Source organism: Hydrogenophaga sp. (assembly GCF_048549895.1).
Taxonomy (GTDB): domain Bacteria; phylum Pseudomonadota; class Gammaproteobacteria; order Burkholderiales; family Burkholderiaceae_C; genus Hydrogenophaga.
The window spans coordinates 11,789-36,522 of sequence record NZ_JBLYYB010000084.1; the positions used below are offsets into that span (position 1 = coordinate 11,789).

A 24,734-nucleotide genomic window follows, 5' to 3' on the forward strand; every position below is an offset into this window, starting at 1 on the left:
CGCTCAAGAGAACAACAAAAAACCCGGCCATGGCCGGGTTTTTTCATGCTGGCTGAAGGATCAGAAGTCCCCACCGCCCGCGAGCGACTCGAACCGCGTGAGCATGTTCAGGAAGGCCAGCTTCACCGTGCCTGTGGGACCGTTTCGCTGCTTGCCAATGATGATCTCGGCCACGCCCGGTTCCTTGCACGCGTCTTTGGTGTAGTACTCGTCGCGGTAGATGAACATGATGATGTCCGCGTCCTGCTCGATGGCGCCCGATTCGCGCAGGTCACTCATCATGGGGCGCGTGTCGGTGCGGGTTTCCACACTGCGGTTGAGCTGCGAAAGCGCAATCACCGGGCACTGCAGTTCCTTGGCCAGCATCTTCAGACCACGCGAGATCTCGCCCAGCTCGGAGGCGCGGTTGTCACCATCACCGCCGCTGCCGCTCATGAGCTGCAAATAGTCCACCACGATCAGGCCGAGCTTGCCGCACTGGCGCGAGAGCCGGCGTGCGTTGGCGCGCAGCACGCTGGCGGTGAGACCCGGGGTTTCGTCGATGTGCAGCGACACGTTGCGCAGCTTCTCGATGGCCTCGGTCAGGCGCGGCCATTCGTCGTCGGTGAGCTTGCCGTTGCGCAGGTGGGACTGGTTGATTCGGCCAATGGAGCCGACGATACGCACCGCCAGCTGCGAGGCGCCCATCTCCATGGAGAACACGGCCACCGGCAGGCCTTCGTTGAGCGCCACGTGTTCGGCGATGTTGATCGCAAACGCGGTCTTGCCCATGGATGGGCGCGCGGCCAGCACCACCAGGTCACCGGCCTGCAGGCCTGACGTCATGCGGTCCAGATCGACGAAGCCGGTGGGCACACCGGTGATGTCGTTGGGGTTGTCGGCCATTTCCTGCACGCGGTCGAGCAGTTCGACCACCAGCGTGTCCATGCCCTGGAAGCCCTCTTTCATCCGAGAGCCTTCTTCGCCGATGTTGAAGATCTTCTGTTCGGCCTCGTCGAGGATCTTGTCGACCGACTTGCCCTGGGTGTTGAAGGCTGCGGTAGCGATCTCGTCGCTGGCGGCCACCAGTTTGCGCAGGATGGCGCGCTCGCGCACGATCTCGGCGTAACGGCGGATGTTGGCCGCGCTCGGCACGTACTGCGCCAGCGAGTTCAGGTAGGCCAGTCCACCGGCCTCCTCGGCCTTGCCGAGGTTTTGCAGGTGCTCGAACACCGTCACCACGTCGGCCGGTTTGCTGGCGTTGACCATCGTGGCGATGGCCGAGTACGTCAGGCGGTGTTCGTAGCGGTAAAAGTCGGAGTCGTTGACGAGGTCCGCCACCCGATCCCAGGCACCATTGTCGAGCAACAGGCCACCAAGCACGCTGGACTCGGCTTCGATGGAGTGGGGGGGAACGCGCAGTTGGGCAACCTGGCGGTCGGCGCCGCCGCCCTCGTCCAGACCGGCATCAAAGGAGGAGAAGGAGCTGGAGAAAACGGCGGACATCGGCGTGTGAAAAGTAAAGGGTCATGGTACGCGCTGGACCCTGGGAAGTCATGGGACAAGTCTGTGGACAAGCCCGGTAAAAGAAGTGGATGACGGACGGCCCCGAGGGAGCGGATGCACCACCCCAACTCCAAGTAAAAAAGCCGCTGCCCTTTCGGGCCGCGGCTTTTGAGCGAGGCGCCTGCGCGCCCGCGCGGAACTCAGGCGGTTTCGCCGAGCACCGTGACGTTGACGTCGACCGTCACGTCGGTGTGCAGGTTCACGCTCACCGTGTAATCGCCCACGTTCTTCAGGGGACCATTGGGCATGCGCACTTGCGACTTCGCAACCTTGAAGCCTTGCTTGTTCAGCTCTTCGGACACGTCGTGGTTGGTGACGGAGCCGAACAGGCGACCGTCAACACCGGCTTTTTGCGACAGCTTGACCGTCACGGCGGCGAGCTTCTCACCCAAAGCCTGGGCTTCGGCGTGTTTGGCAGCGGCCACTTTTTCGAGTTCGACGCGGCGTGCTTCGAATTCGGCGATGGCGTTTTGCGTGGCGCGGCGGGCGCGGCCGGAAGGGATCAGGAAGTTGCGGGCGTAGCCGTCTTTGACCTTGACCACATCGCCGAGGGCGCCGAGATTGACAACTTTGTCGAGCAGGATGATTTGCATGTCAGGCTCTCTTTCAGACGCGGTGCTGGTCGCTGTAAGGCAACATGCCCAGGAAGCGCGCGCGCTTGATGGCGGTGTTGACCTGACGCTGGTAGAAGGCACGCGTGCCGGTCAGGCGCGCGGGGATGATCTTGCCGTTTTCGGCGATGAAGTCGCGCAGGACATCGACGTCCTTGTAGTCGACTTCTTCGACGTTGGCCACGGTGAAGCGGCAGAAGCGCTTGCGCTTGAACAGCAGCGATTGGGTGTTGCGCTTGGGGCGCTTGTCTTTGTTGAAACGTTTGGGTGACGCCATGATGGGCCTTCCTATGTCTTGCTGAAATCTTGGATGTGGAACACCACGCCTTTGCCATTGCGCGCGTTGGTCAAAAAGCCGTGAAACTCACAAACCGAATCGAGTCCCTGTCGGGAGAGGATTTCGGCGTGCGACCCGAAGGCGATGGCCCTGAGTTGCAGTTTCACTTGCCTGGGGGTGTCCAGTTCGACGATCTGTGACTCGTGTTCGAGCACGAGGTTGACGGCCGGTATGCCTGCCGGTGTGTAACGCAGGCTCTGCACCTGCACCACCACGGCCGACAATTGAGTCTGGTTCACCCGTTGACGTTAACGCGCACCGGGCATCAAGCCTGGGCCTGTTCCTGCGGTTGGTGCTGCTGGGGGCGCTGCTCGGGCTGCTGAAGCTTGCGGGCCTCTTCGCGCTCGACCGACTTCATCATCGACGATGGGCCGGTGTCGGCTTTTTTACGCAGCACGGTCAGGTGGCGCAGCACAGCGTCGTTGAACTTGAAGGCGTGCTCCAGTTCTGCCATCACGGCCTGATCGGCTTCGATGTTGACGCACAGGTAGTGGGCCTTGGACAGCTTGTTGATCTGGTAAGCCATCTGGCGACGGCCCCAGTCTTCAACGCGGTGGATCTTGCCGCCGCCGGCGGTGATCATGCCCTTGTAGCGCTCCAGCATGGCTGGAACCTGTTCGCTTTGATCCGGGTGGATCAGCAAAACGATTTCGTAATGACGCATGGACTCTCCTTGTGGATTCGCCCACCTGCTGAGGCGGGCTTGGGTTGGAGCTGCCCCCAGCGTCAGATGGGGTGCAGCAAGGCAAGCCCACGATTCTAGCAAAAAACCCGGCCAGTCGTGAAACTGGCCGGGCTCCTGGGGCTCACCGGCCGCCAAAACGGCCAGTGAGCAGGGTGACTGAGGCTGTGCTCAGTTCATGCGCAGGCTGGGGTAGCGCACGTGTTCCACCAACTGCTGGACCTTGCGGCTCGGGGCCGGGGTGACCAGGCTCAGCAGGATGATCACGGCAAAGCCGACCGGCACGCCGAACACACCGGCCGAGATCGGCAGGATGCCGAACCACAGCTCGATGGGCGAGGTCACGCCGAAGATGCCGCGCATCCAGGGCTGGGTGGTCACCATGTAGTACACCGTGATGCCCAGACCGGCGACCATGCCCACTGACGCGGCGATGCCGGTGGCGCGCTTCCAGAAGATGCCGAGCACCAGCGCCGGGAAGAACGCCGCCGCCGCGAACGAGAACGCCGCCGAGACCAGGAACAGGATGTCCGCCGGTTTCTGCGCCGCCACGTAAGCCGCCGCCAAAGCCACGATCAGCAGCAACATCTTGGAGATGGTGACGCGGCGGGCCGTGGATGCGTTGGGGTCGATCATCTTGTAGTACAGGTCGTGCGACAGCGCGTTGGCAATCGTGAGCAGCAGGCCGTCGGCGGTGGACAGCGCAGCGGCCAGACCGCCCGCGGCCACCAGGCCCGAGATCACGTAGGGCAAGCCACCGATCTCCGGCGTGGCCAGCACGATGATGTCGCCACCGATGGTCATCTCGTTGAGTTGCAGGATGTTGTCCTTGTTGACGTCGGTGATCGACATCAGCGAGGGGTCCACCTTGTTCCACGAGGCCACCCAGGCGGGCAACTGATCGAACGGCGTGCCCACCAACACGTGGAACACCTCGTATTTCACCAGCACGGCCAGGGCCGGGGCGGTGAAGTACAGCAGGAAAATGAAGAACAGCGACCAGGTGACCGACTCGCGAGCCTCACGCACACTGGGCACCGTGTAGTAGCGCATCAGGATGTGCGGCAGCGCAGCCGTGCCGATCATCAGGCAGAAGATCAGCGCCAGGAAGTTGAGCCGCGAGGTGTCGTAGGCTGCCACGGCAGCTGCATCACCGTTGGGATCACCCGAGAACTGCTGTGCGTGCGGAGGCATGCCGTTGAGTGGGCGCGCCTTGGTGTCGGCAGCAGCTTTGGCGCGCGTCCATGCGGCCTTGGCAGCGGCTTCGTCCTTGGGCAGCGCGGCAATGGCTTTCTCTGCAGCAGAGATATCGGCCGACGGTGCATTGGCAGCGCGCAGCTCGGTCAGCTTGGCTTCGGCGGCGGCCTTGTCGGCAGCCAGCGCAGCGGCCGGGTCCTTGAGCTTCTCAGCCAGTGCGGCCGAACGCTGTTTGAAGATCTCGCGAACTTCCAGCTCTTTCGGATCGGCTGCCAGCAGCTTTTCCTTGGCTGTGACCTTCTCCAGCTGGAAGCCGTAGATGGCCTGCGGCACCGGAACGCTGGTCTGCTTCACCGACAACCACACCACCGGAATCATGTAAGCCACGATCAGGATGATGTACTGCGCCACCTGCGTCCACGTCACGGCACGCATGCCGCCCAGGAACGAACACACCAGAATGCCGCCCAGGCCCAGGAAAATCCCGAGTTCGAACGCCACGCCGGTCAGGCGCGAGGTGATCAGGCCCACGCCATAGATCTGTGCCACCACGTAGGTGAACGAACACAGGATGGCCGCGAAGATGCCGATGAAACGCGGCAGGTTGCCGCCGTAGCGCTCACCCAGGAAGTCGGGAATGGTGAACTGGCCGAACTTGCGCAGGTAGGGCGCCAGAAACAGCGCCACCAGGCAGTAACCACCGGTCCAGCCCATGATGAAGGCCAGACCGCTGTAGCCGGTCAGGTAGAGCGTGCCTGCCATGCCGATGAACGACGCCGCCGACATCCAGTCAGCACCCGTGGCCATGCCGTTGTAGACCGCTGGAACCCGCCGACCCGCCACGTAGTACTCGGCCGCGTCGGTGGTGCGGCTCATGATGCCGATGCCAGCGTACAGGCCGATGGTGGCGAGCAGGAAGATGAAGCCGATCCATTCGCGTGACAAGCCCATCTGCTCCAGGATGGCCAGGGCCACCACGAACACGAAGAAGCCGCCCGTGTACCACTTGTACACCTTGTTGAGCTGTTGCTTGAAAGCCTTGTTGCTGCCGGCACCGCCGGCACCCGTTTCGAACATGCCTGCCATGGTGTTATTCCTCGGTCTCTTCAACACCGTGTTCGATGTCGAGTTTGTTCATGTACCAGGCGTAGTACGCAATGATCACGCAGTACACCACCAAGGCGCCCTGGGCACCCATCCAGAAGCTGAACGGCCAACCAAAGAAGTTGAAGCTCAGTTCACGTGCGAAGTAGCTCACCACGAACGTCACGACGAACCATATTGCGAGCAATATGGCGGTGATGTTGAGGTTTTTCCGCCAGTAGCGGCGGTGCTTGTCAGTCAGTTCCATGCGATCGACCTCCATCAAGAACACCCTCTCGGGCACATCACGGACGCCGCCCCTGTCCCCCGGGCGGCCTGCAACCGGTCCGCGTTTCTCGGAAACCGGCTCACACCGATCTCCCCTTTTGAAGGCCGCGCAGCAGCGGCGTGAAATCAGGCCTGGGCTCGCCCAAGACCGGTCTCACGCTCCAGCTGAGCAGCCACTTTGGGCTCGAACTTTCGGAGATGGCGAATGATCTTCGCGGCCTCGTCGGGTTCTTGCCGGTCCACATGAACCCGGGCCAGCTGGTACCAGCCGTAGGGGCTCATCGGTTGCAGTTCGGTGTTCTTGCGCAGGGCGGTGACGGCTTCGTCGAAGCGGCGCTGGCGGATGAGACTCAGGGCCAGGCCGTACCAGGCCCGGTCGAGTGTGGGATCGAGTTCGGTGGCGCGCCGGAAAGCCGCTTCGGCTTGCTCCAGCTGGCCCATTTCTTCGCTGAGGTAGCCCAGGTTGAACCAGCCGGCGGGCTGACCGGGCTGGGCAGCCACGAGTTGCTGCAAGGCTTGCTGAGCGCCGACCTTGTCGCCCAGCTCGGCCAGCAGGTGGGCGCGCGAGGCCAGCGCGTAGGGGTCTTGCGCGTTGATGGCCAGCAGATCGTCCACACGCTGCAGCGCACGTTCGCGGTGACCAAAAAGCACCAAGGCCCGGATCTGCAGCTGGACGAACCTGCGGTTGAGCGACCGATTCACTGACACAGCGCCACCCCGATCTTCAGGCAATGGCTCACCTTGGTCAGCGTCACGGCGACCCAGATGAAGGCCAGAATGAGAAACGCCACCAAGGGCAGGTGGCGTTCGAGCACAAGTTTCGGTGTGACCAACCGGGCCACCTGCACAAAGGGTTTGCCCATCAGCTGAAGCAACTGATAAAACAGGTTCTGGTCGCGCCGCTGGCCGGCAAGCAAGCCCAGCACCCACTGGCCTGCCAGTGCCAGGAGGGCAATTTCGGTGATCAACTTGACCGCAGAAATGAAGAACAGCATGGACGCCTTGAATGGGTTGGCGCCATTCTGGATTTGCACCTTACCGAGTTCTTACAAATCGACAGGAAGCCCATGGGAGGCAGGTCAAACCCTCTAAGGACTAACCCGAGGTTCGCAACACAGAGACGGCAACCGACAAAGAATGGGTTCTTAAGGCCTACACACATGACCACACCCTTGATCGAACAGGGCAGCGCTTTGCCCGCTGCGCGCGAGGCCGCCGCTGCGCCGGGCGACTCGGCGCTCAACCTCATGACCACACCCGTGAGCTCGCTGATCAAACGCGCTCCGATCACGCTGCCGCCGCACACCAGCATCCGCGCTGCAGCGCAGCACATGAGCGAGCAGCGCGTGTCCTCGATCCTGATCGTGGAGCAGGGCCACCTGTTCGGACTGATCACCGACCGCGACCTGCGCAACCGCGTGATTGCCGCAGGGCTGGACACCGAGCGCCCCATCGTGGACATCGCCACGCTGGCGCCGTTCACGGTCGGCTTGCACGACCCGGCGTTCAACGTGTTGCTGCTGATGGCGCGCCACAACGTTCACCATGTGCCGGTGCTGGACGGGCAGCGCATCGCCGGCATGATCACCGCAACCGACCTGACCGAACAGCACAGCACATCGGCGGTGTACCTGGCCGGCGACATCTACAAACAAACGTCGGTCGACGGTCTGCAGCGCGCCAGCACCAAGGTGCGCGTGCTGCAGCAAAGCCTGGAGGCCGCCGACGCTTCGGCCTACAACACCGGCCACATCATCACCGCCATCACCGACGCGATCACCACCCGCTTGCTGCAACTGGGCGAGGCGCAGCTGGGCCCGGCCCCGGTGGACTATGTGTGGGTGGCCGCCGGGTCACAAGCCCGCAACGAGCAGACCGCCAAGTCCGACCAGGACAACTGCATGGTGCTTGACGATGCGTTCGATGAAGCGCAGCACGGCGAGTACTTCCGGCAACTCTCGCGCTTCGTCTGTGACGGGCTGGACGCTTGCGGCTACGTGCATTGCCCGGGCGAGATGATGGCCATGACCGACGCCTGGCGGCAGCCGCGCCACCGGTGGGCCGAGTACTTCCGGCGCTGGACCCACGAGCCCGAGCCCAAGGCGCTCATGCTCACCTGTGTGTTTTTTGATCTGCGGGCGATTGCAGGGCAGACCCGATTGCTCGATGGCTTGCGCCGCGACGTGCTGCACGGCACCCGGGGCAACACCCTGTTTCTCGCCCACATGGTCGGCAACGCGCTGACCCACCAGCCACCACTGAACTGGTTCAACGGCTTGTCGCCAGCGCGCAGCGGCGAGCACAAGGGCACCATCGATCTCAAGCACACCGGCGTGGTGCCCATCGTGGATCTGGCCCGCGTCTACGCGCTTGCCGGCGGACACACCGAGGTCAACACCCACGACCGGCTGCTCATGTCCGCCAACGGAGGCGACATCAGCGAACAAAGTGCGCGCGACCTGCGCGACGCGCTGGAATTTCTGGCCGCGCTGCGCATCCGCCACCAAGCGGGCCAAATGGCGCAGGGTCAGGCGCCCGACAACTTTCTGGACCCGGCCGAAATCTCCAACTTCGAGCGCACGCAACTCAGAGACGCGTTTCAAGTGGTGCAGACGCTGCAATCGGTGCTGGCGCAACGCTACAAGTTTTGAAACACCCCGGCAGTGCGCAAGGGTCAGTATTTCAAGCGGGAGAAGTACGTCTTTTGAGCGGCTTCGCGCGCCTGCCCCAGTGTGTGAATGCCCTGCTGCGCCAGCAGCGGGATCAACTTGATGAAGATCTCGGCTGTGACCATGGCGTCACCCATGGCTGTGTGCCGCCCGATCACCGGCACATCGAAACGTTCGGCGATCGCCTCCAGCCGGTGCGAGTCCTGATTCGGGTGGATCACCGCCGAGAGCAGGAGTGTGTCGAGCACCGGCTGGTCAAACACCACGCCGGTGGACTTCTCCTTGAGTTGCAGAAAACGCATGTCGAACGCGGCGTTGTGCGCGACCAGCACGGTGTCCTGCGCAAACGCATGGAAGGCCGGCAGCACCTCGCCGATCTTCGGCTGCCCCACCACCATGGCCAGCTGGATGCCGTGGATGGGAATCGAGGCCGCCGGGATGCTGCGCTGCGGGTCCACCAACTGCTCGAAACACTCCTGGCGCAGCAGCTTGCCGTTGACGATGCGCGCCGCGCCGATCTGGATGATCTCGTCGCCCTGTGAGGGCTCCAGCCCGGTGGTCTCAAGGTCGAACACGGTGTACACCAGGTCCACCAGGCGCCGATCATCCAGCGAGCGCGTTTGCTCGGTGGTCTTGAAGAGATCGAAGTCGTAGTACTCGGGCCGGCTCTCGTTGCGCACGAAGCTCGGGGTCTCCGATCGTTCACGCGGATCGGCCAGCGGCAGCAGGATGCGGAAAAACGCCTGGTGGCGCGAGCGATCACGCTCGAACCAGAAAGCGCCACCGTGCCGCTCGATCACATCGCGCACACTCAAACCCGTGGTCTCTGCGCCGACCTTCAGCGACTCCATTTCCCAGCTCATCACCGTCTCATTGCTGATGGCCGGCCCCGACCAGATCAGATCGAGCTGCGCCTTGCCTGCGCTGCCACTGGCCGTGTCCAGCCGCAACTGCACAAAGCGCACACCAAACTCCTCGGCAAGCCGGCCAGAGAGGTACACCAGCACCTGCAGCAGCGAGAAGCTCTCGACCTTGAGCCACAGGCCCAGGTTGACCTCCAGCGCGCTGGCCGGCAGCCCCGTCAGGGTCTCGATGCGGCGCAGCGCCGCCGACACCAGGTCAGCGCCCAGCATGTCCTCCAGCGGCCAGCGGGTCTTGAGGTTGTGCGCGGTGTCTGCTTCGATCGCCACGATGCGCCTCGCCAGCGCTGCGCTTTCTTCTCGAACCACGCGCAGGAAACGGTCGCGCCCGGCAGGCTCCAGATCGGGATGGTCCAGCACATCCAGCGCGGCCTGCATGTTGGCCAGAGCCGAGCGGGTGCCTTCGGTCAGGGTGTGCAGCACGCGGTCGCGCGCCGACTCTGCCTCGAACTCGCGCGTGATGTTGTCCAGCATGAGCACGAAGCCGGTGATTTCTGCGCGGTCGGCCGGGTCTTCGGCGGTCTGGGCCTGGGCCGAGCGCACCGGCGCCATCTGCACCCGGAGCAACTGCCCTGCCGGCGTGGAGGTCACGAGCTGGGCCGACGGCTGGGCCGCGCCCGAGAGCATGCGCTGCTGGATGTTCTCCAGCGCGTGCGCCACCAGCTTGCGATCGAACACCGTGTAGATGGAGCGGCCCAGACCGATCAGCTCGGCGCCACCGGCCACGTCGGGCGCTTGCGAGAGCGCGCGAAACTGCAGGCGCGCGCGCTGGTTGTAGAGCAGGATGCGCCCGTCCAGGTTGCACACCACCACGCTCTGCGTGAGCTCGGCCATGAGCGCGGCGAGGCGGCTCTTTTCCTGCTCGATGTTGTGGCTGGCCTCCTGCACGCGCGCGTCCATGTCGTCGCGCAAGCGCGTGCGTTGCGCCACCAGCTGGTTGATCACGTCGGCGACGGCGCGGTTCTCGGCGCTGCCCTGGGCCGGCAGGCTGCGGGCCACGTCGGTGCGCACCAGCAACATGCCCTCCTCGGCCAGTTGGGCGGCGGGTTCGATGAAGTGTCTGATGAGCGCACGCAGCGCAAACGCCAACGCGCCGAACAGCACCACGACCATCATGGCCACCAGCGTGCCACGCGTGCCCGGCAGGTCGACCAGCAGGTCGCGCTGCGGCTCATCCAGCGTCGACCACACGATGCCCACGGTTGCTCCCAGCCACAGCAGCACCGAGGCACCAGCCAGCACCAGGCCCAGCCACAACCGCCGGTCCACGCGGCGTCGACTCATGGCGCAGGCTCCAGCAACTCACGCACTTTCTGCACAAGCTCGCGGGTGGAAAACGGTTTGGTCATGTAGGCGTTGGCACCCAGCGCCAGACCCTTGGCCACATCGGTGTCACGCCCCTTGGCGGTGAGCATCACGATGACTGTGCTGCGCAGCGCCTCGCTGGCACGCACCTCGCTGCACACATCAAAGCCGGTCTTCACCGGCATCATCACGTCGAGCAACACCAGCGCGGGACGCTCCCGCGTGATCGCGTCGATGGCCTCCTGCCCGTCGCGTGCCAGCACCACCTCAAAGCCTTCGCGCTTCATCAGGAACTCCAGCGAAATCAGGATGTTGGGCTCGTCGTCAGCGATCAGTATCTTGTGGCTCATGGCGTGTCTCCTTGCGTTGTTGTTGGCCCATGGCGCGGCAGCGAGAAGCCGAACACCGCCCCCTGCCCCACCGTGGACCGCAGCCACATGCGCCCACCGAAGTGCGCCACGATCTGGCGGCTGATCGGCAGGCCCAGGCCAGTGCCACCGGGCCGGTAGTGCGCATCTCCCTCGATCTGGCGAAACTTCTCGAACACCATGGCCTGCTGATCGGGCGCGATGCCCGGCCCGTTGTCCTGCACTTCCACTTCTACACCTTCCACGCGGTCTTTGAGGCTCAGCACCACGCAACCCCTGTCGCGCGGCGCGTACTTGGCGGCGTTCGACAGCAGGTTGAGCACCACCTGCATCAGGCGGTCGGCATCGGCATGCAGTGGCTGCACCTGTGGCGGCACCTGCAGCACCAGCCGCACACCGCGTTCGCGCAGCGGCTCGGCCATGGTGCTGGCGGCCTGCTCCAGCAGCGCCTTCATGTCGACCTCGGTGTCGTGCCACTCGGCGTGGCCCGACTCGATCTTGGCCATGTCCAGCACCTGGTTCACCAGACGGCTCAGCCGTTCGGTCTCGCCCACGATGATGCCCACAAACTGCTGGCGCTGCACAGAGGCCATGCCTGCATCGTCGCGCATCAGTTCGGCCAGGGCCCTGATCGAGGTCAAGGGTGTCCGCAGTTCGTGCGTGACCGAGGACATGAAATCGTCCTTGAGCCGGTCCAGGCTCTTGAGCTGTTCGTTGGCCTGGCGCAGCTCGGCCGTGGCACGCTCCAGCGACTGCGATTTTTCCTCCAGCGCGTGCGAGTAGGCGCGCAACTGCGAGGCTTCGTCCAGGATGCGCATCACGTCGTCGAGGTCCAGCGCCTCCTCTTCCACCACCGACGCCACCATCACCCGCGCCGACGCGCTGCCGATGGCGCCCGCCAGTTGTGTCTCGACAAAGTGCACCAGCCGCGCGTCGGCCGGGATCTGCTCGATCTGCCGCGCGCCCACACGCAACGCGTAGTCGGCAAACAGGCGCTGCGCCGCCTCCACACCCAGAAAGCGCCCCACCAGCGGCAGCAGCGCCGACACCTGCGCCTTGCCCTGCCAGAACACCGGGCGCGAGGCGGGCGTGCGGTGGAACACGTCCACAAACAGCAGCGCCTGGCTGGTTTCGCGCGCGGTGGGCGCGCGCCAGAGCGACACGCCCACATAGGCCGCCACATTGGCCAACAGGCTCCAGATCAGCGAGTGCGTGAGGTTGTCCAGCCCGGCCAGGCCCAGAAAGGCCTCGGGCTTGAGCAGCCACCAGCCGAAAGGCCCCTGCTCCATGAAGCCGGCGGTGAGCCAGCCCGACTTCACCAGCGAAGGCAGCATGAGCGTGTAGGCCCAGAAGGCAAAGCCCAGCAACAGGCCTGCCAGCGCGCCGCGCTGCGTGCCGCCCTTCCAGTACATGCCGCCCAGCAAGGCCGGCGCGAACTGCGCCACCGCCGCGAAGCTGATGAGGCCGATGCTCACCAGCGCATACGCCTCGCCGGCCAGGTGGAAATACAGATACCCCAGCAGCAGGATGCCCAGGATGGCCAGGCGCCGGATGCGCAGCAGCACGGTGGTGAGGTCGCCACTGGCGCGCGCGCCAAAGCGCCGCATGCGCAGCAGCAACGGCATCACCAGATCGTTGCACACCATGGTGGACACCGCGATGGCCTCCACAATCACCATGCCGGTGGCGGCCGAGAGACCGCCCACAAACGCGAACAAGGCCAACGCGCCCTGCCCTTGCGACAGCGGCAATGACAGCACGAAGGTCTCGGGGTCCATGCGCCCGGGGCCAAAGTGCAGCAGACCGCCCAGCGCGATGGGCAACACGAACAGGTTGATCAGCAACAGGTACAGCGGAAACGCCCAGACCGCACGCTTGAGATGTTTCTCGTCCACGTTCTCCACCACCATCACCTGGAACTGGCGCGGCAGAAAGATCACCGACAGCATGGCCAGCAAGGTGAGGCCCAGCCACTGCGCGTATGCAAACGGCTGTCCCTGGTTGAACTGCATCAAGCGACGCAATTCGGCCACCGCATGGGCCTGGTCGAACAGCGCCGCCGGGCTCGCAAAAAGACCGAAACAGACGAACAGACCCACTGCCATGAACGCCACCAGCTTGACCACCGACTCGAACGCGATCGCCGCCACCATGCCTTCGTGGCGCTCGGTGCTGTCCAGTTGGCGTGCGCCGAACACGATGGTGAAACCGGCGAGTGCCAGCGCCACGTACAGCGTGCTGTCGCTCCACCAGTCCGCGCTCTGCACCGCGGGCATGCCCAGCGGCGAGGTAAGCACCGCGTAGCCGCTGGCAATGGCCTTGAGCTGCAGGGCGATGTAGGGAACGATGCCCACCACCGTGATCAGCGTCACCAGGCCCGCGAGCAGCGGGCTCTTGCCGTAGCGGCTGGCAATGAAGTCGGCAATGGAGGTGATGCGGTAGGTCTTGGCGATGCGGATCATCTTGCGCACCACCATCCAGGCCAGCAGCATGGCCAGCATCGGCCCGAGGTAAATCGGCAGGAACCACACGCCCGCGCTGGCTGCGCGCCCGACGCTGCCGAAGTAGGTCCACGCAGTGCAGTACACCGCCATGGACAACGCATACACCCACGGGCTGGAGATCACCGAGCGGCCCTGCGCGGCCCGCCGGTCGCCCCAGTACGCCACCGCGAACAGCAGCAGCAAGTAGGCAAACGAAACGCCGATGACCAGCGGGGCCGAGAGCATGGTCAGTCGAGCGGTGACACGTTGCTGTGGTGCTCCACCACCCAGGCGAGCACGGCGATCAACACACCCCAGATGACGAACAGCGCGAGCGGAAACAGCGGCAGGCCCCACACGCGCGCATCGTGGTCCCACAGCGCCAGCAAGGGAAAGTTGAACAACGCCGCGGCGGCGAAGAACAGGGCCACCAGGCGCTGGGCGGCAAGTCCTTTGAACATGTTTGTCTCCTCAGTCAGCCAACGCGGTGCGTGGCCAGCGTCGTGCGCTTTGATTGTGCGCCAGGCACCTCACCCATGAGGATGCGAATGGCCATGAAAAAAGCGGCAGGGTTGCCCGCTGCCGCCTCTTTCGGTCAAGCGCCACAGCGCAGGCGGGTTACTTCTGGCTGGACGACAGGAGCTGCCAGGTGTCCACCACCGAGTCGGGGTTCAGCGAAATGGAGCTGATGCCCTCGTCGCGCAGCCACTGCGCGAAGTCGGGGTGGTCGCTGGGGCCCTGGCCGCAAATGCCCACGTACTTGCCCTCGGCTCGGCAGGCATTGATGGCCATCTGCAGCAGTGCTTTGACGGCCGGGTCGCGCTCGTCGAAGTCGTGCGCGAGCAGCTCCAGGCCCGAATCGCGGTCCAGGCCCAGGGTCAACTGCGTGAGGTCGTTGGAGCCGATCGAGAAGCCGTCGAAGTACTGCAGGAAGTCCTTGGCCAGCACCGCGTTGCTCGGGATCTCGCACATCATGATGACCTTCAGGCCGTTGTCACCGCGCTTCAAGCCCTTGTCGGCCATGAGCTCGGTCACACGCTTGGCCTGCGCCAGCGTGCGCACGAAAGGCACCATCACCTGCACGTTGTCCAGGCCCATGTCCTCGCGCACGCGCTTGAGCGCTTCGCACTCCATGGCAAAGGCTTCGCGGAAGTCTTCGCTGATGTAGCGCGCCGCACCGCGAAAACCCAGCATCGGGTTTTCTTCGTCGGGCTCGTAGCGCGAGCCGCCCACCAGCTTGCGGTACTCGTTGCTCTTGAAATCCGACAGCCGCACGATCACCGGCTTGGGCCAGAAGGCCGCGGCGATGGTGGCCACACCTTCGGCCACCTTGTCCACGTAAAAAGCGCGTGGCGAAGCGTGGCCACGGGCCACCGACTCCACCGCCTTTTTCAGGTCGGCGTCGATCTGCGGGTAGTCCAGGATCGCCTTGGGGTGCACGCCGATGTTGTTGTTGATGATGAACTCCAGGCGCGCCAGGCCCACGCCGCCGTTGGGGATCTGGCAGAAGTCAAACGCCAGCTGAGGGTTGCCCACGTTCATCATGATCTTCACGTCCAGCAGCGGCATCTCGCCACGCTGCACTTCGGTGATCTCGGTCTCCAGCAGGCCGTCATAGATGTGACCGGTGTCGCCCTCGGCGCAGCTCACCGTGACCAGCGTGCCGTCTTTCAGGTGTTCGGTGGCGTCGCCACAACCCACCACCGCCGGAATGCCCAGCTCGCGCGCAATGATGGCCGCGTGGCAGGTGCGCCCGCCCCGGTTGGTGACGATGGCACTCGCCCGCTTCATCACCGGCTCCCAGTTCGGGTCGGTCATGTCGGTCACCAGCACGTCACCGGGCTGCACCTTGTCCATCTCGCTGATGTTGTGCACCAGGCGCACCGGGCCGGTGCCCACCTTCTGGCCGATGGCGCGGCCGCTGGCCAGCACCGCGCCCTTGCCCTTGAGCTTGTAGCGCACCTCGGTCTTGCCCGCGCTCTGGCTCTTCACCGTCTCGGGGCGGGCCTGCAGGATGTAGAGCTCGCCGTCGATGCCGTCCTTGCCCCACTCGATGTCCATGGCGCGGCCGTAGTGCTGCTCAATCACCATGGCGTAGCGGGCAAGCTGCTCCACGTCGGCGTCGGTCAGGCTGTAGCGGTTGCGCAGTTCCACCGGCACGTCGGTGGTCTTCACCAGCTTGCCCTTGAGCGCACCCGTGCCCGACTTTTCGGCGTCGGTGGTGAAGCCCATCTGGATCAGCTTGCTGCCCAGGTTGCGGCGGATCAGCGCGCGCTTGCCGGCCTTGAGCATGGGCTTGTGCACATAGAACTCGTCGGGGTTCACCGCGCCCTGCACCACGGTTTCGCCCAGGCCGTAGCTGCTGGTGATGAAGACCACGTCTTCAAAACCGCTCTCGGTGTCGATGGTGAACATCACACCGGCAGCACCCAGGTCGGAGCGCACCATGCGCTGCACGCCAGCGCTCAGGGCCACGTCGGCATGCGCAAAACCCTTGTGCACGCGGTAGCTGATGGCGCGGTCGTTGTAGAGGGAGGCGAACACCTCCTTCATCTTGTGCAGCACCTCTTCAATGCCGATCACGTTGAGGAAAGTTTCCTGCTGACCGGCGAACGACGCGTCGGGCAGGTCTTCGGCCGTGGCCGACGAGCGCACCGCGAACGAGGCCGTGTCGTTGCCATGGGTGAGCGTCACAAACGCTTCGCGGATGGCCTTTTCCAAGTCGGCCGGAAACGGCTGGTTTTCCACCATGGCGCGGATCTCGGCGCCCGCTTCGGCCAGGGCGCGCACGTCTTCGGTGTCCAGCGCGTCCAGTCGCGCGTTGATGCGCTCGGTCAGGCCGTCGTGTTTGAGGAATTCGCGGAAGGCGTGTGCCGTGGTGGCAAAACCGGTGGGCACTTTCACGCCGCTGGGCAGTTGCGAAATCATCTCGCCGAGGCTGGCGTTCTTGCCGCCGACCGACTCGACGTCGCTCATCCGCAATTTTTCGAAAGGCACGACCAGATCGGCCGCTCCAAACAGGTGGGACATGGGAAAACTCCTAAGGTTGAAAAACCGGGGGTGTCCATGCAGGGGCTGGTGACCTGTTGTTCTGTTGTGGGTCTGGCACCGGGCAGGGAGGCAAATGAGACGGCAGGGCCACGGATAATGGCCCCGACACAACATCCGGTATTGTAAGGACGCGCCCCATGCCCAACCGAACGGTCTTCTTCATCTCCGACGGCACCGGCATCACCGCCGAGACTTTTGGCAACGCCTTGCTGGCGCAGTTCGAGATTGAAGTGCGGCGTGTGCGCCTGCCGTTTCTGGACAGCGTGGACAAGGCCCACCAGGCGGTGCGCCAGATCAACCACACCGCCGAGATCGAAGGCAAACGCCCGATGGTCTTCACCACGGTGGTCAACATGGAGGTGCTCGCGGTGTTCCAGGACCACTGCAACGGCATGATGCTCGACATGTTCGGCACCTTCGTGGAACCCATGGAGCACGAGCTGGGCGTCAAGTCCAACCACCGCGTAGGGCGCTTCTCCGACGCCTCCAAAAGCAAGGCCTACAACGACCGCATCGAGGCGATCAACTTCTCGCTCGCGCACGACGACGGCCAGAGCCACAAGGACCTGCAAGGGTCTGACGTGATCCTGGTCGGTGTGAGCCGCAGCGGCAAGACACCCACCTCGCTGTACCTCGCCATGCAGTACGGCCTGAAGGCGTCCAACTACCCGCTGATCCCCGAAGACTTCGAACGCCGCAAGCTGCCGCCCGCGCTGGTGGCGCACCGCAAGAAGATCTTTGGTCTCACCATCGCGCCCGAGCGCCTGAGCGAGATCCGCAACGAGCGCCGCCCCAACTCGCGTTACGCGAGCCTGGAGAACTGCCGCATGGAGGTGAGCGAGGCCGAAGGCATGATGCGCCGCGAAGGCATCCGGTGGTTGTCAACGACGACCAAGTCGATCGAAGAGATCGCGACCACCATCCTGCAGGAAATCCGGCCCGAAAGACTGGAATACTGAGCCCCCACGCTCCGCCGCTGCGCGGGTCGCTGCCCCCCGAGGGGGCTGACCCGGCTTGGGGCGGCCCGGCGCCGGGCCTGTCTTGCTTCAGCCCTTCTTGCGCCCCAGCCCCTGGCCGTGCGCATGGCGGCTGAGCGCAAACGACGCCAGCAGCTTCATCCACAGCGTCACACCCGCCACGGCGATCCAGTCTTCGGACGCCAGCGCCTGGAAGCCGAGCACGGCCACCAGCACGCCGACCATGATCACGCCGCCCACCAGGTTGATCGCCATCTCGTAGGGCGCGTAGTGCTCGGCGTTGGGTGGGGCCACGCCCTTCTTCAAGGCCACCTCGGAGAAGTCGCGCTGGATGAGGATGCGGTACGCGCGGCGCAGCCAGAAAAACGCCACCGGGAACAGGGCGAGGAGGAACAGCCAGTTGAAGATGTAGACGCTGGGGAGGTTCATGTGTGGTGGTCCTGACGAGGCATTGTCGTCTGTCGGCTTTCAAAAAAACAAAACCCCGTCAGCGAACCGACGGGGTCTGGGTCACAGGCGGGCCGGGCAAGCGCCCGGGCCGTGTGAGTTCAAGCCATCAATGGCCGGTGGCGACGCCCGCACCCTTGGGCACGCGCACCGACTCCACGAGTTCCACGATGTGCTTGGGCACCGGCTTGGAGACCTTGCTCACCAGGTAGGCGACCACGAAGTTCACGATGGCGCCCACGGTGCCGAAGGCCTCGGGGGTGATGGTGAAGAAGCCGTTCACGCCGCCGACCATGTGCACGAAGTCCGTGCCCTTGATGAAGAAGATGCCCTTGTGTGCGAACACATAGAACAGCACCACAGCCAGACCAGCCAACATGCCGGCGATGGCGCCCTTGTCGGTCACGGTGCGGCTGAAAATGCCCATCATCAACGCGGGGAAGATGGTCGATGCCGCAATACCGAAGGCCAGGGCCACGGTACCGGCCGCAAAGCCCGGCGGATTCAAGCCCAGCCAGCCCGCCACGAAGATGGCCACGGCCATGGCGATCTTGCCGGCCATGAGTTCACCCTTTTCGCTGATGTCGGGCTTGATCGCGCCCTTGATCAGGTCGTGCGAGACCGCCGACGAGATGGCCAGCAACAGACCGGCAGCGGTGGACAGCGCAGCAGCCAGGCCACCGGCCGCCACCAATGCGATCACCCAGTTGGGCAGCAGTGCGATTTCCGGGTTGGCCAGCACGATGATGTCGGCATTCACGGTCAGCTCGTTGCCCTTCCAGCCAGCCGCTTCGGCCTTGCCTTTGGCGACTTCGTTCTTGGTGGCGTCGTTGTAGTACTGGATGCGGCCATCCGCGTTCTTGTCTTCCCACTTCAGCAGGCCGGTTTTTTCCCAGCGCTTCATCCAGTCGGGACGCTGCTCGTACTGCAGGCTCGATTCGGTGGCGTACAGGTCGGCGTTGGCATTGACCGCATTGGCGTTCACGCCGATGCCGCCGTCGACGCTGTTGACCAGGCCGACAGCGGAGTTCACCGTGCCGTGCAGGTTCAGCTTGGCCATGGCGCCCACAGCGGGTGCGGTGGTGTACAGCAGGGCAATGAAGATCAGCGCCCAGCCAGCGGTGGAGCGGGCATCGGCAACCTTGGGCACGGTGAAGAAGCGAACGATCACGTGGGGCAGGCCCGCGGTACCGATCATCAGCGACACGGTGTAGAAGAACATGTTCAGCGTGGAGCCCGCGCTGGTGGTGGTGTACTGGCCAAAGCCCAGGTCGGTCACCACCTGGTCAAGCTTGGTGAGCAGCGACACGTCGGTGCCTGCCATGTCGGCGCCCAGGCCCAACTGCGGCAGGAAGTTGCCGGTCAGGTTGAGCGAGATGAAGAAGGCCGGCACCAGGTAGGCTGCGATCAGCACGATGTACTGCGCCACCTGCGTGTAGGTGATGCCCTTCATGCCGCCGAACACCGCGTACATGAACACGATGGCCATGCCGATGTAGATGCCCTGGTCGCTGGAGACGCCCAGGAAGCGCGCGAAGGTCACGCCCACGCCGGTCATCTGGCCAATGATGTAGGTCAGCGAAATGATCAGCAGGCACAACACCGCCACATTGCGCGCGGTGGGCGAGTAGAAGCGGTCACCGATGAATTCAGGCACGGTGAACTTGCCGAACTTGCGCAGGTACGGCGCCAGCAGCATCGCCAGCAGCACGAAGCCGCCGGTCCAGCCCATCAGGAACACCGAGCCGCCGTAGCCCATGTTGGAGATCAGGCCGGCCATGGAGATGAAGGACGCGGCCGACATCCAGTCGGCGGCTGTGGCCATGCCGTTGGTGATGGGGTGAACCCCGCCGCCGGCCACATAAAACTCGGACGTGCTGCCCGCGCGTGCCCAGTAGGCGATGCCGAGGTACAGCGCGAAGCTGAGCCCGACGAACAAATAGATGGTGGTTTGAAGTGACATGGTGTTCTCTTGTGTCTCAGTCTTCCTGCATGCCGAACTTGCGATCGATCTGGCCCATCTTGTGGGCGTAATAGAAGATCAATGCAATGAACACGTAGATGGAGCCTTGCTGCGCGAACCAGAAGCCCAACGGATAGCCGCCGAGCGAGATGCTGTTGAGCAGGGGGGCGAACAAAATGCCCGCGCCGTAGGACACCAGGAACCACACGACCATTACCTTGGTCAGCAGGCCCAGCGTGGCAGACCAGTAGGCCTTTGCGTTGCTGTCGCTATTCATGAGTCATTTCCTCTGAGGTTGCTTGTTGATGGGCAGCGTGTGCCGCCGTTGGGTGCACTCCGCAAGCACGGGGCTTGTGGCATCACGGGGCGGACTTTGTTATCCGTTTCTTACAGCTAGATTGCGCTGCCGCCCTCAGCGCGGAAAACCAAGGGTATGCCCCTAGCAGATAGCAGCAAAGCTGACGCGCAGCTTTCAAAACGAGAGCAAATCACCTGGCTGTGTGGCGTGTGAATAGACCCCGCGTCAGCCCCGCTTCATATTCGGGTCAGTGCTTGGTAAGAGCCCGAACCTACGCTGGCCGCTCCACGTCCACTTTGAGGAGACCCCATGCAAGACGACATGGTCCAACACATCCTGAGCCACCCGAAATACCGGGAACTCAGGGCCAAACGTTCCAGCTTCGGCTGGTGGCTGACCCTGGCGATGATGGTCGTGTACTACGGCTTCATCCTGCTGGTGGCCTTCAACAAGGAATTCCTGTCAACGCGCCTGGGCGACGGCGTGATGACGATCGGCATACCGATCGGCTTCGGCGTGATCGTCTTCACCATCGTGATCACGGCGATCTACGTGAAGCGCGCCAACACCGAGTTCGACGAGCTCTCCAACGCGGTGGCGCAGGCGGTGACGAAATGAAGCACCTCACACCCACCTTGCGCCGCGTGCTCACGCTGCTGACCCTCTTCGGTGTGTCGGCCGCTGTCTGGGCCGCTGGTGCCGACCTCGGCCAGTCCGAAAAACAGGCCACCAACTGGACCGCCATCGGCATGTTCGGCGCCTTCGTGCTGGCCACGCTGTTCATCACCAAATGGGCCGCAGCCAAGACCAGGTCGGCCTCCGACTTCTACACCGCCGGTGGCGGCATCACCGGCTTTCAGAATGGTCTCGCGATCGCGGGCGACTACATGTCGGCCGCGTCTTTCCTCGGCATTTCCGCCGCGGTGATGGCCAGCGGTTTTGACGGCCTGATCTACTCCATCGGCTTCCTGGTGGGCTGGCCCGTCATCACCTTTTTGATGGCCGAACGCCTGCGCAACCTGGGCAAGTTCACCTTCGCCGATGTGGCCGCGTTCCGCTTCGAGCAGACACCCATCCGCATCTTCGCAGCCTCGGGCACGCTGGTGGTGGTGGCCTTTTATTTGATCGCGCAGATGGTGGGTGCGGGGCAGTTGATCAAGCTGCTGTTCGGTCTGGAGTACTGGATCGCGGTGGTGATCGTGGGCGCGCTGATGATGGTCTATGTCCTGTTCGGCGGCATGACGGCCACCACCTGGGTGCAGATCATCAAGGCCTGCCTGCTGCTGGGCGGTGCCTCGTTCATGGCGCTGTCGGTGTTGTGGCACTTCGGCTTCAGCCCCGAGGCCATGTTCGCCGGCGCGGTGAAGATCAAGACCGACCTGGCTTTGAAAGACGGCAAGACCGCCGAGGTGGCTGCGTCGCTCGGGCAATCCATCATGGGGCCGGGCAACTTTGTGAAAGACCCGATCTCGGCCATCAGCTTCGGCATGGCGCTGATGTTCGGCACCGCCGGCCTGCCGCACATCCTCATGCGCTTCTTCACCGTGCCCAGCGCCAAGGAAGCGCGCAAGAGCGTGATGTGGGCCACCGGCTGGATCGGCTACTTCTACCTGCTGACCTTCATCATCGGTTTCGGCGCCATCACCTTCGTGCTGACCAATCCGCAGTTTCTGGATGCCAAGGGCGCGCTGCTGGGCGGCAACAACATGGCGGCGGTGCACCTGTCCAGCGCGGTGGGCGGCAACGTGTTCCTGGGCTTCATCTCGGCGGTGGCGTTTGCCACCATCCTCGCGGTGGTGGCCGGCCTCACGCTGAGCGGCGCCAGCGCCGTCTCGCACGACCTGTATGCCACCGTCATCAAAAAGGGCAAGGCCGACAGCGCCTCCGAGCTGCGCGTGTCCAAGATCACCACCATCGCGCTCGGCGTGGTAGCCGTGGTGCTGGGCATCGCGTTCGAGAAGCAGAACATCGCCTTCATGGTGTCGCTGGCGTTCGCCATCGCGGCCTCGGCCAACTTCCCTGTGCTGTTCATGAGCGTGCTGTGGAAAGACTGCACGACCAAGGGCGCGGTGATCGGCGGCTTCATGGGTCTGGTGTCGTCGGTGGCGCTCACCGTGGTGTCGCCTTCGGTGTGGGAGGTGACGCTGGGCAACCCCAAAGGCTCGGCGCTGTTCCCGTACACCTCGCCCGCCCTCTTCTCCATGACCATCGGCTTCCTGGGCATCTGGCTGTTTTCCATCCTGGACAACAGCCGACGCGCCAAGGTCGACCGCGCCGGCTTCCTCGCACAGCAGGTGCGCTCGGAAACCGGCATCGGCGCGGCGGGTGCGTCGGGCCACTGACCCGCACCGACCTCACCACATCGATGCACGCCTGGGGGGCCTGGATTCGCTGAGCGATCCAGGCCCCTTTCTCCATGAGAAGGGCGTACATGGAGCACATGCCAATTAACCCAAAAGCTCCAGAATCAGACATTCACTTACAACTTGAGGTTTGCTTCACCAGGACAAAACGCCCAGAATTTGTGACAGATTGCACAGTTCGAACAATTTGAAACAGCCAGCCGGGGGAGTTCAAATGAACAGCAAAGCATCTGCTGCCGCCGCCAGAAAACCGCAGGCCTTGTCGCTTCACATCGGCATCAACGAGGTGAGCGCCGCCCACTACGAGGGCTGGACCGGACCGCTGGCGGCCTGCGAGTTCGATGCCCACGACATGGCCGCCATCGCCGCGTCAACGGGCATGAAAAGCACCCTGCTGATCACCAAAAAAGCCACGCGTGCCAATCTGCTCGCAGCACTGAACAAGGCGGCCAAGGCGCTGGCCGCAGGTGACTTTTTCTTCATGAGTTTTTCCGGTCACGGCGGCCAGGTGCCCGATGTGAGCGGTGAAGAAAAAGACGACAAGCAGGACGAGACCTGGTGCCTGTTTGACGGCCAGCTGATCGACGACGAGCTCTATTACGAGCTCAGCAAATTCAAGGCCGGTGTGCGCCTCTTCGTGGTCTCGGACAGTTGCCACAGCGGTACTGTGGTGCGCGCCGGGCGGCCACAACCCGGCACACCGGCGCAGCGCCCGCGCATCATGCCGCCGGCCGTGGGCATGCGGGTGTACGCGGCGCACAAGGCCTTCTACGACAAGCTCCAGAACGACGTGGCCAAGGTCGCTGGTGGACGCGTGACCGATCCCGACACCGCACTGGCCAATGTGACCGTGAGCAACCGGCTCACCGGCATCGTCAAGGAATTCAAGCCCGCGCTCATCCTCATCTCGGGCTGCCAGGACAACCAGTTTTCCATGGACGGTGACCACAACGGGGCCTTCACCGAACAACTGCTGCGCGTCTGGAACAACGGTGCCTTCACCGGCAGCTACGCGCGCCTGCACGCACTCGTTCGCGCAGGCCTGCCGCCCACCCAGTCGCCCAACCTGTTCACGCTGGGGCCGGCGGCCGCGTTCCTGAAGCAGACACCGTTCAGCGTCTGACCCGGCGGCGCCCGGCTTGGCGCCTTGTTTGCATCGGCAACCCAAGGGAGGGTTTCACATGCTCGGCATCCAGAACCACCGCCTCACCGGCCCCGACGTGAGCTTTAGAGCCACACCCAACGTGGGCGGCGCCATGCGCCCGCAGTTTGTGGTCTTGCACTACACGGCGGGACGCACGCTGGAGAGTTCGGTGGAATCGCTCTGCACCAGGAAGCCCCAGGGCAACGCCTCGGCGCACATCGTGCTCGGGCGCGACGGGCGCATCGTGCAACTCGCTCCCTTCAATGCGGTGACCTGGCATGCCGGCGTGAGCCAGTGGAACGGCATCGACGGACTGAACCACCACGCCATCGGCATCGAGATGGACAACGCCGGCCTGCTGCACCGCGAGGGCGAGCGCTGCGTCTCCTGGTTCGGCAAGGCCTATCCCGACAACGAGGTGGTGATGGCCGAGCACCGGCACGGTGGCGGCCTGCGGCCGTGGCACCACTTCACCGAAGTGCAGATCGAGCGCGCGCTGCAACTGTGCGAGGCGCTGGTGGCGCACTACGGCCTGAAGGACGTGCTGGGCCACGAAGACATCGCGCGCGGTCGCAAGGTCGACCCCGGCCCGGCTTTCCCACTGGCGGCCGTGCGCGCCCGCGCCCTGGGGCGTGGTGCCGACGTGGCGGTGCGCCTGGTGGTGAATGCCGCCAGCCTGAACATCCGCAGCGGCCCGGCGGCCGAGTTTCCCAAGGTCGCGCCCGCGCTCAAGCGTGGCGCAGAACTGGTGCTGCTGGAGCCGCAAGACCGCTGGAGCCGCGTGGCGGTGGTGGGCGCCACCGACCTCGAAGGCTGGGTCTGCAACGACTTCGTGACGCGCCAGGCAGCCACGCGCTCCAGCGGCGGCGTGCTCTCGCGTTCGCAGCGCGCCGTGCCGGTGGCGGCCAAAGCACCGGCCAAGGCAGCGGCCAGAAAGCGGGCAGCGCCAGCGAAGAAAGCCACCACCACCCGCGCGCGGCGCTGACGCGCGGCACGCGCATCT

Annotated in this window: 23 protein-coding genes; 6 read left to right on the top strand and 17 right to left on the bottom strand. The window is 64.2% G+C overall.

The features are described from left to right. Positions 1–60: 60 nt before the first annotated feature. The 9 genes from dnaB to ACN4F8_RS09330 all read right to left on the bottom strand — a co-directional run bounded on the left by dnaB (position 61) and on the right by ACN4F8_RS09330 (position 6,777). A complete protein-coding gene (gene dnaB / locus ACN4F8_RS09290) occupies positions 61–1,485 on the bottom strand; it encodes a replicative DNA helicase (protein ID WP_419473317.1) in 1,425 nt (474 codons plus the stop codon). A 200-nt stretch (positions 1,486–1,685) separates the two neighbouring features. Further along, positions 1,686–2,138, bottom strand: coding sequence for a 50S ribosomal protein L9 (gene rplI / locus ACN4F8_RS09295; RefSeq protein ID WP_069046752.1), 453 nt, complete (start codon positions 2,136–2,138; stop codon positions 1,686–1,688). A gap of 13 nt (positions 2,139–2,151) precedes the next feature. Then, positions 2,152–2,433, bottom strand: coding sequence for a 30S ribosomal protein S18 (rpsR, locus tag ACN4F8_RS09300; protein ID WP_056276851.1), 282 nt, complete (start codon positions 2,431–2,433; stop codon positions 2,152–2,154). A gap of 11 nt (positions 2,434–2,444) precedes the next feature. Next, complete coding sequence (gene priB / locus ACN4F8_RS09305; protein ID WP_056276853.1) at positions 2,445–2,732, bottom strand: primosomal replication protein N; 288 nt, start codon at positions 2,730–2,732, stop codon at positions 2,445–2,447. Positions 2,733–2,758: 26 nt separating this feature from the next. Then, complete coding sequence (gene rpsF / locus ACN4F8_RS09310; protein WP_056276857.1) at positions 2,759–3,157, bottom strand: 30S ribosomal protein S6; 399 nt, start codon at positions 3,155–3,157, stop codon at positions 2,759–2,761. A 189-nt stretch (positions 3,158–3,346) separates the two neighbouring features. Beyond that, the gene (locus ACN4F8_RS09315) at positions 3,347–5,458 is read right to left on the bottom strand and encodes a sodium:solute symporter family protein (RefSeq protein WP_419473318.1); all 2,112 of its coding nucleotides are present in this window, start codon (positions 5,456–5,458) and stop codon (positions 3,347–3,349) included. A 4-nt stretch (positions 5,459–5,462) separates the two neighbouring features. Continuing rightward, the gene (locus ACN4F8_RS09320; RefSeq protein WP_419473319.1) at positions 5,463–5,723 is read right to left on the bottom strand and encodes a DUF4212 domain-containing protein; all 261 of its coding nucleotides are present in this window, start codon (positions 5,721–5,723) and stop codon (positions 5,463–5,465) included. 146 nt (positions 5,724–5,869) lie between these two features. Further along, positions 5,870–6,451 (bottom strand): tetratricopeptide repeat protein, encoded by a 582-nt coding sequence (locus ACN4F8_RS09325; RefSeq protein ID WP_419473320.1) that lies wholly within the window; start codon positions 6,449–6,451, stop codon positions 5,870–5,872. Next, positions 6,442–6,777 carry a hypothetical protein gene (locus tag ACN4F8_RS09330; protein ID WP_419473321.1) on the bottom strand — a complete coding sequence of 112 codons (336 nt, stop codon included), beginning with the start codon at positions 6,775–6,777 and terminating at the stop codon, positions 6,442–6,444. The genes ACN4F8_RS09325 and ACN4F8_RS09330 overlap by 10 nt, the downstream gene beginning before the upstream one ends. A 126-nt stretch (positions 6,778–6,903) precedes the next feature. On the opposite strand from ACN4F8_RS09330, the gene ACN4F8_RS09335 reads away from it, so the two are divergent. Further along, the gene (locus ACN4F8_RS09335) at positions 6,904–8,394 is read left to right on the top strand and encodes a putative nucleotidyltransferase substrate binding domain-containing protein (RefSeq protein WP_419473322.1); all 1,491 of its coding nucleotides are present in this window, start codon (positions 6,904–6,906) and stop codon (positions 8,392–8,394) included. Positions 8,395–8,417: 23 nt separating this feature from the next. On the opposite strand, the gene ACN4F8_RS09340 is transcribed toward ACN4F8_RS09335, so the two are convergent. From ACN4F8_RS09340 to ppsA, 5 genes are all read right to left on the bottom strand, one after another. Next, positions 8,418–10,616 carry an exonuclease domain-containing protein gene (locus tag ACN4F8_RS09340; RefSeq protein WP_419473323.1) on the bottom strand — a complete coding sequence of 733 codons (2,199 nt, stop codon included), beginning with the start codon at positions 10,614–10,616 and terminating at the stop codon, positions 8,418–8,420. After that, positions 10,613–10,987, bottom strand: coding sequence for a response regulator transcription factor (locus ACN4F8_RS09345; RefSeq protein ID WP_419473324.1), 375 nt, complete (start codon positions 10,985–10,987; stop codon positions 10,613–10,615). Before ACN4F8_RS09345 ends, ACN4F8_RS09340 begins: the two co-directional genes overlap by 4 nt. Further along, positions 10,984–13,734 (bottom strand): ATP-binding protein, encoded by a 2,751-nt coding sequence (locus ACN4F8_RS09350; protein ID WP_419473325.1) that lies wholly within the window; start codon positions 13,732–13,734, stop codon positions 10,984–10,986. Before ACN4F8_RS09350 ends, ACN4F8_RS09345 begins: the two co-directional genes overlap by 4 nt. Positions 13,735–13,736: 2 nt before the next feature. Further along, positions 13,737–13,949 (bottom strand): hypothetical protein, encoded by a 213-nt coding sequence (locus ACN4F8_RS09355; RefSeq protein ID WP_419473326.1) that lies wholly within the window; start codon positions 13,947–13,949, stop codon positions 13,737–13,739. A gap of 157 nt (positions 13,950–14,106) precedes the next feature. Next, positions 14,107–16,518, bottom strand: coding sequence for a phosphoenolpyruvate synthase (ppsA, locus tag ACN4F8_RS09360; RefSeq protein WP_419473327.1), 2,412 nt, complete (start codon positions 16,516–16,518; stop codon positions 14,107–14,109). 158 nt (positions 16,519–16,676) lie between these two features. Here ppsA and ACN4F8_RS09365 point away from each other — a divergent pair, with 158 nt between their 5' ends. Continuing rightward, positions 16,677–17,498, top strand: coding sequence for a pyruvate, water dikinase regulatory protein (locus ACN4F8_RS09365; RefSeq protein WP_419473328.1), 822 nt, complete (start codon positions 16,677–16,679; stop codon positions 17,496–17,498). Positions 17,499–17,585: 87 nt separating this feature from the next. Here the strand turns inward: ACN4F8_RS09365 and ACN4F8_RS09370 are convergent, their stop codons facing one another. The 3 genes from ACN4F8_RS09370 to ACN4F8_RS09380 all read right to left on the bottom strand — a co-directional run bounded on the left by ACN4F8_RS09370 (position 17,586) and on the right by ACN4F8_RS09380 (position 20,203). Next, entirely contained in the window at positions 17,586–17,945 is a 360-nt protein-coding gene (locus tag ACN4F8_RS09370; RefSeq protein ID WP_419473329.1) for a hypothetical protein, read from the bottom strand. A gap of 127 nt (positions 17,946–18,072) precedes the next feature. Next, positions 18,073–19,926: a sodium:solute symporter family protein gene (locus tag ACN4F8_RS09375; protein WP_419473330.1), complete on the bottom strand. Its 1,854-nt coding sequence runs from the start codon at positions 19,924–19,926 to the stop codon at positions 18,073–18,075. Between the two features lie 16 nt (positions 19,927–19,942). Then, entirely contained in the window at positions 19,943–20,203 is a 261-nt protein-coding gene (locus tag ACN4F8_RS09380; RefSeq protein WP_419473331.1) for a DUF4212 domain-containing protein, read from the bottom strand. 330 nt (positions 20,204–20,533) lie between these two features. On the opposite strand from ACN4F8_RS09380, the gene ACN4F8_RS09385 reads away from it, so the two are divergent. The 4 genes from ACN4F8_RS09385 (at position 20,534) to ACN4F8_RS09400 (ending at position 24,716) form a co-directional block, all read left to right on the top strand. After that, positions 20,534–20,842 carry a DUF485 domain-containing protein gene (locus ACN4F8_RS09385; protein WP_419473332.1) on the top strand — a complete coding sequence of 103 codons (309 nt, stop codon included), beginning with the start codon at positions 20,534–20,536 and terminating at the stop codon, positions 20,840–20,842. Then, a complete protein-coding gene (locus tag ACN4F8_RS09390) occupies positions 20,839–22,566 on the top strand; it encodes a cation acetate symporter (protein WP_419473333.1) in 1,728 nt (575 codons plus the stop codon). Before ACN4F8_RS09385 ends, ACN4F8_RS09390 begins: the two co-directional genes overlap by 4 nt. 235 nt (positions 22,567–22,801) lie before the next feature. Further along, positions 22,802–23,710: a caspase family protein gene (locus ACN4F8_RS09395; RefSeq protein ID WP_419473334.1), complete on the top strand. Its 909-nt coding sequence runs from the start codon at positions 22,802–22,804 to the stop codon at positions 23,708–23,710. Between the two features lie 58 nt (positions 23,711–23,768). Further along, positions 23,769–24,716, top strand: coding sequence for an N-acetylmuramoyl-L-alanine amidase (locus ACN4F8_RS09400; RefSeq protein WP_419473335.1), 948 nt, complete (start codon positions 23,769–23,771; stop codon positions 24,714–24,716). Positions 24,717–24,734: the final 18 nt, after the last annotated feature.

Excerpts from the sequence above, each read along its gene's own strand:
- ACN4F8_RS09370 (WP_419473329.1), bottom strand. The coding sequence starts at position 17,945 with ATGAACCTCCCCAGCGTCTACATCTTCAACTGGCTGTTCCTCCTCGCC.
- ACN4F8_RS09315 (WP_419473318.1), bottom strand. The coding sequence starts at position 5,458 with ATGGCAGGCATGTTCGAAACGGGTGCCGGCGGTGCCGGCAGCAACAAG.
- ACN4F8_RS09400 (WP_419473335.1), top strand. The coding sequence starts at position 23,769 with ATGCTCGGCATCCAGAACCACCGCCTCACCGGCCCCGACGTGAGCTTT.
- ACN4F8_RS09395 (WP_419473334.1), top strand. The coding sequence starts at position 22,802 with ATGAACAGCAAAGCATCTGCTGCCGCCGCCAGAAAACCGCAGGCCTTG.
- ACN4F8_RS09385 (WP_419473332.1), top strand. The coding sequence starts at position 20,534 with ATGCAAGACGACATGGTCCAACACATCCTGAGCCACCCGAAATACCGG.
- rpsF (WP_056276857.1), bottom strand. The coding sequence starts at position 3,157 with ATGCGTCATTACGAAATCGTTTTGCTGATCCACCCGGATCAAAGCGAA.
- ACN4F8_RS09335 (WP_419473322.1), top strand. The coding sequence starts at position 6,904 with ATGACCACACCCTTGATCGAACAGGGCAGCGCTTTGCCCGCTGCGCGC.
- dnaB (WP_419473317.1), bottom strand. The coding sequence starts at position 1,485 with ATGTCCGCCGTTTTCTCCAGCTCCTTCTCCTCCTTTGATGCCGGTCTG.
- ACN4F8_RS09390 (WP_419473333.1), top strand. The coding sequence starts at position 20,839 with ATGAAGCACCTCACACCCACCTTGCGCCGCGTGCTCACGCTGCTGACC.
- ACN4F8_RS09380 (WP_419473331.1), bottom strand. The coding sequence starts at position 20,203 with ATGAATAGCGACAGCAACGCAAAGGCCTACTGGTCTGCCACGCTGGGC.
- rpsR (WP_056276851.1), bottom strand. The coding sequence starts at position 2,433 with ATGGCGTCACCCAAACGTTTCAACAAAGACAAGCGCCCCAAGCGCAAC.
- ACN4F8_RS09375 (WP_419473330.1), bottom strand. The coding sequence starts at position 19,926 with ATGTCACTTCAAACCACCATCTATTTGTTCGTCGGGCTCAGCTTCGCG.
- ACN4F8_RS09365 (WP_419473328.1), top strand. The coding sequence starts at position 16,677 with ATGCCCAACCGAACGGTCTTCTTCATCTCCGACGGCACCGGCATCACC.
- ACN4F8_RS09320 (WP_419473319.1), bottom strand. The coding sequence starts at position 5,723 with ATGGAACTGACTGACAAGCACCGCCGCTACTGGCGGAAAAACCTCAAC.
- ACN4F8_RS09340 (WP_419473323.1), bottom strand. The coding sequence starts at position 10,616 with ATGAGTCGACGCCGCGTGGACCGGCGGTTGTGGCTGGGCCTGGTGCTG.
- rplI (WP_069046752.1), bottom strand. The coding sequence starts at position 2,138 with ATGCAAATCATCCTGCTCGACAAAGTTGTCAATCTCGGCGCCCTCGGC.
- ppsA (WP_419473327.1), bottom strand. The coding sequence starts at position 16,518 with ATGTCCCACCTGTTTGGAGCGGCCGATCTGGTCGTGCCTTTCGAAAAA.
- ACN4F8_RS09350 (WP_419473325.1), bottom strand. The coding sequence starts at position 13,734 with ATGCTCTCGGCCCCGCTGGTCATCGGCGTTTCGTTTGCCTACTTGCTG.
- ACN4F8_RS09355 (WP_419473326.1), bottom strand. The coding sequence starts at position 13,949 with ATGTTCAAAGGACTTGCCGCCCAGCGCCTGGTGGCCCTGTTCTTCGCC.
- ACN4F8_RS09345 (WP_419473324.1), bottom strand. The coding sequence starts at position 10,987 with ATGAGCCACAAGATACTGATCGCTGACGACGAGCCCAACATCCTGATT.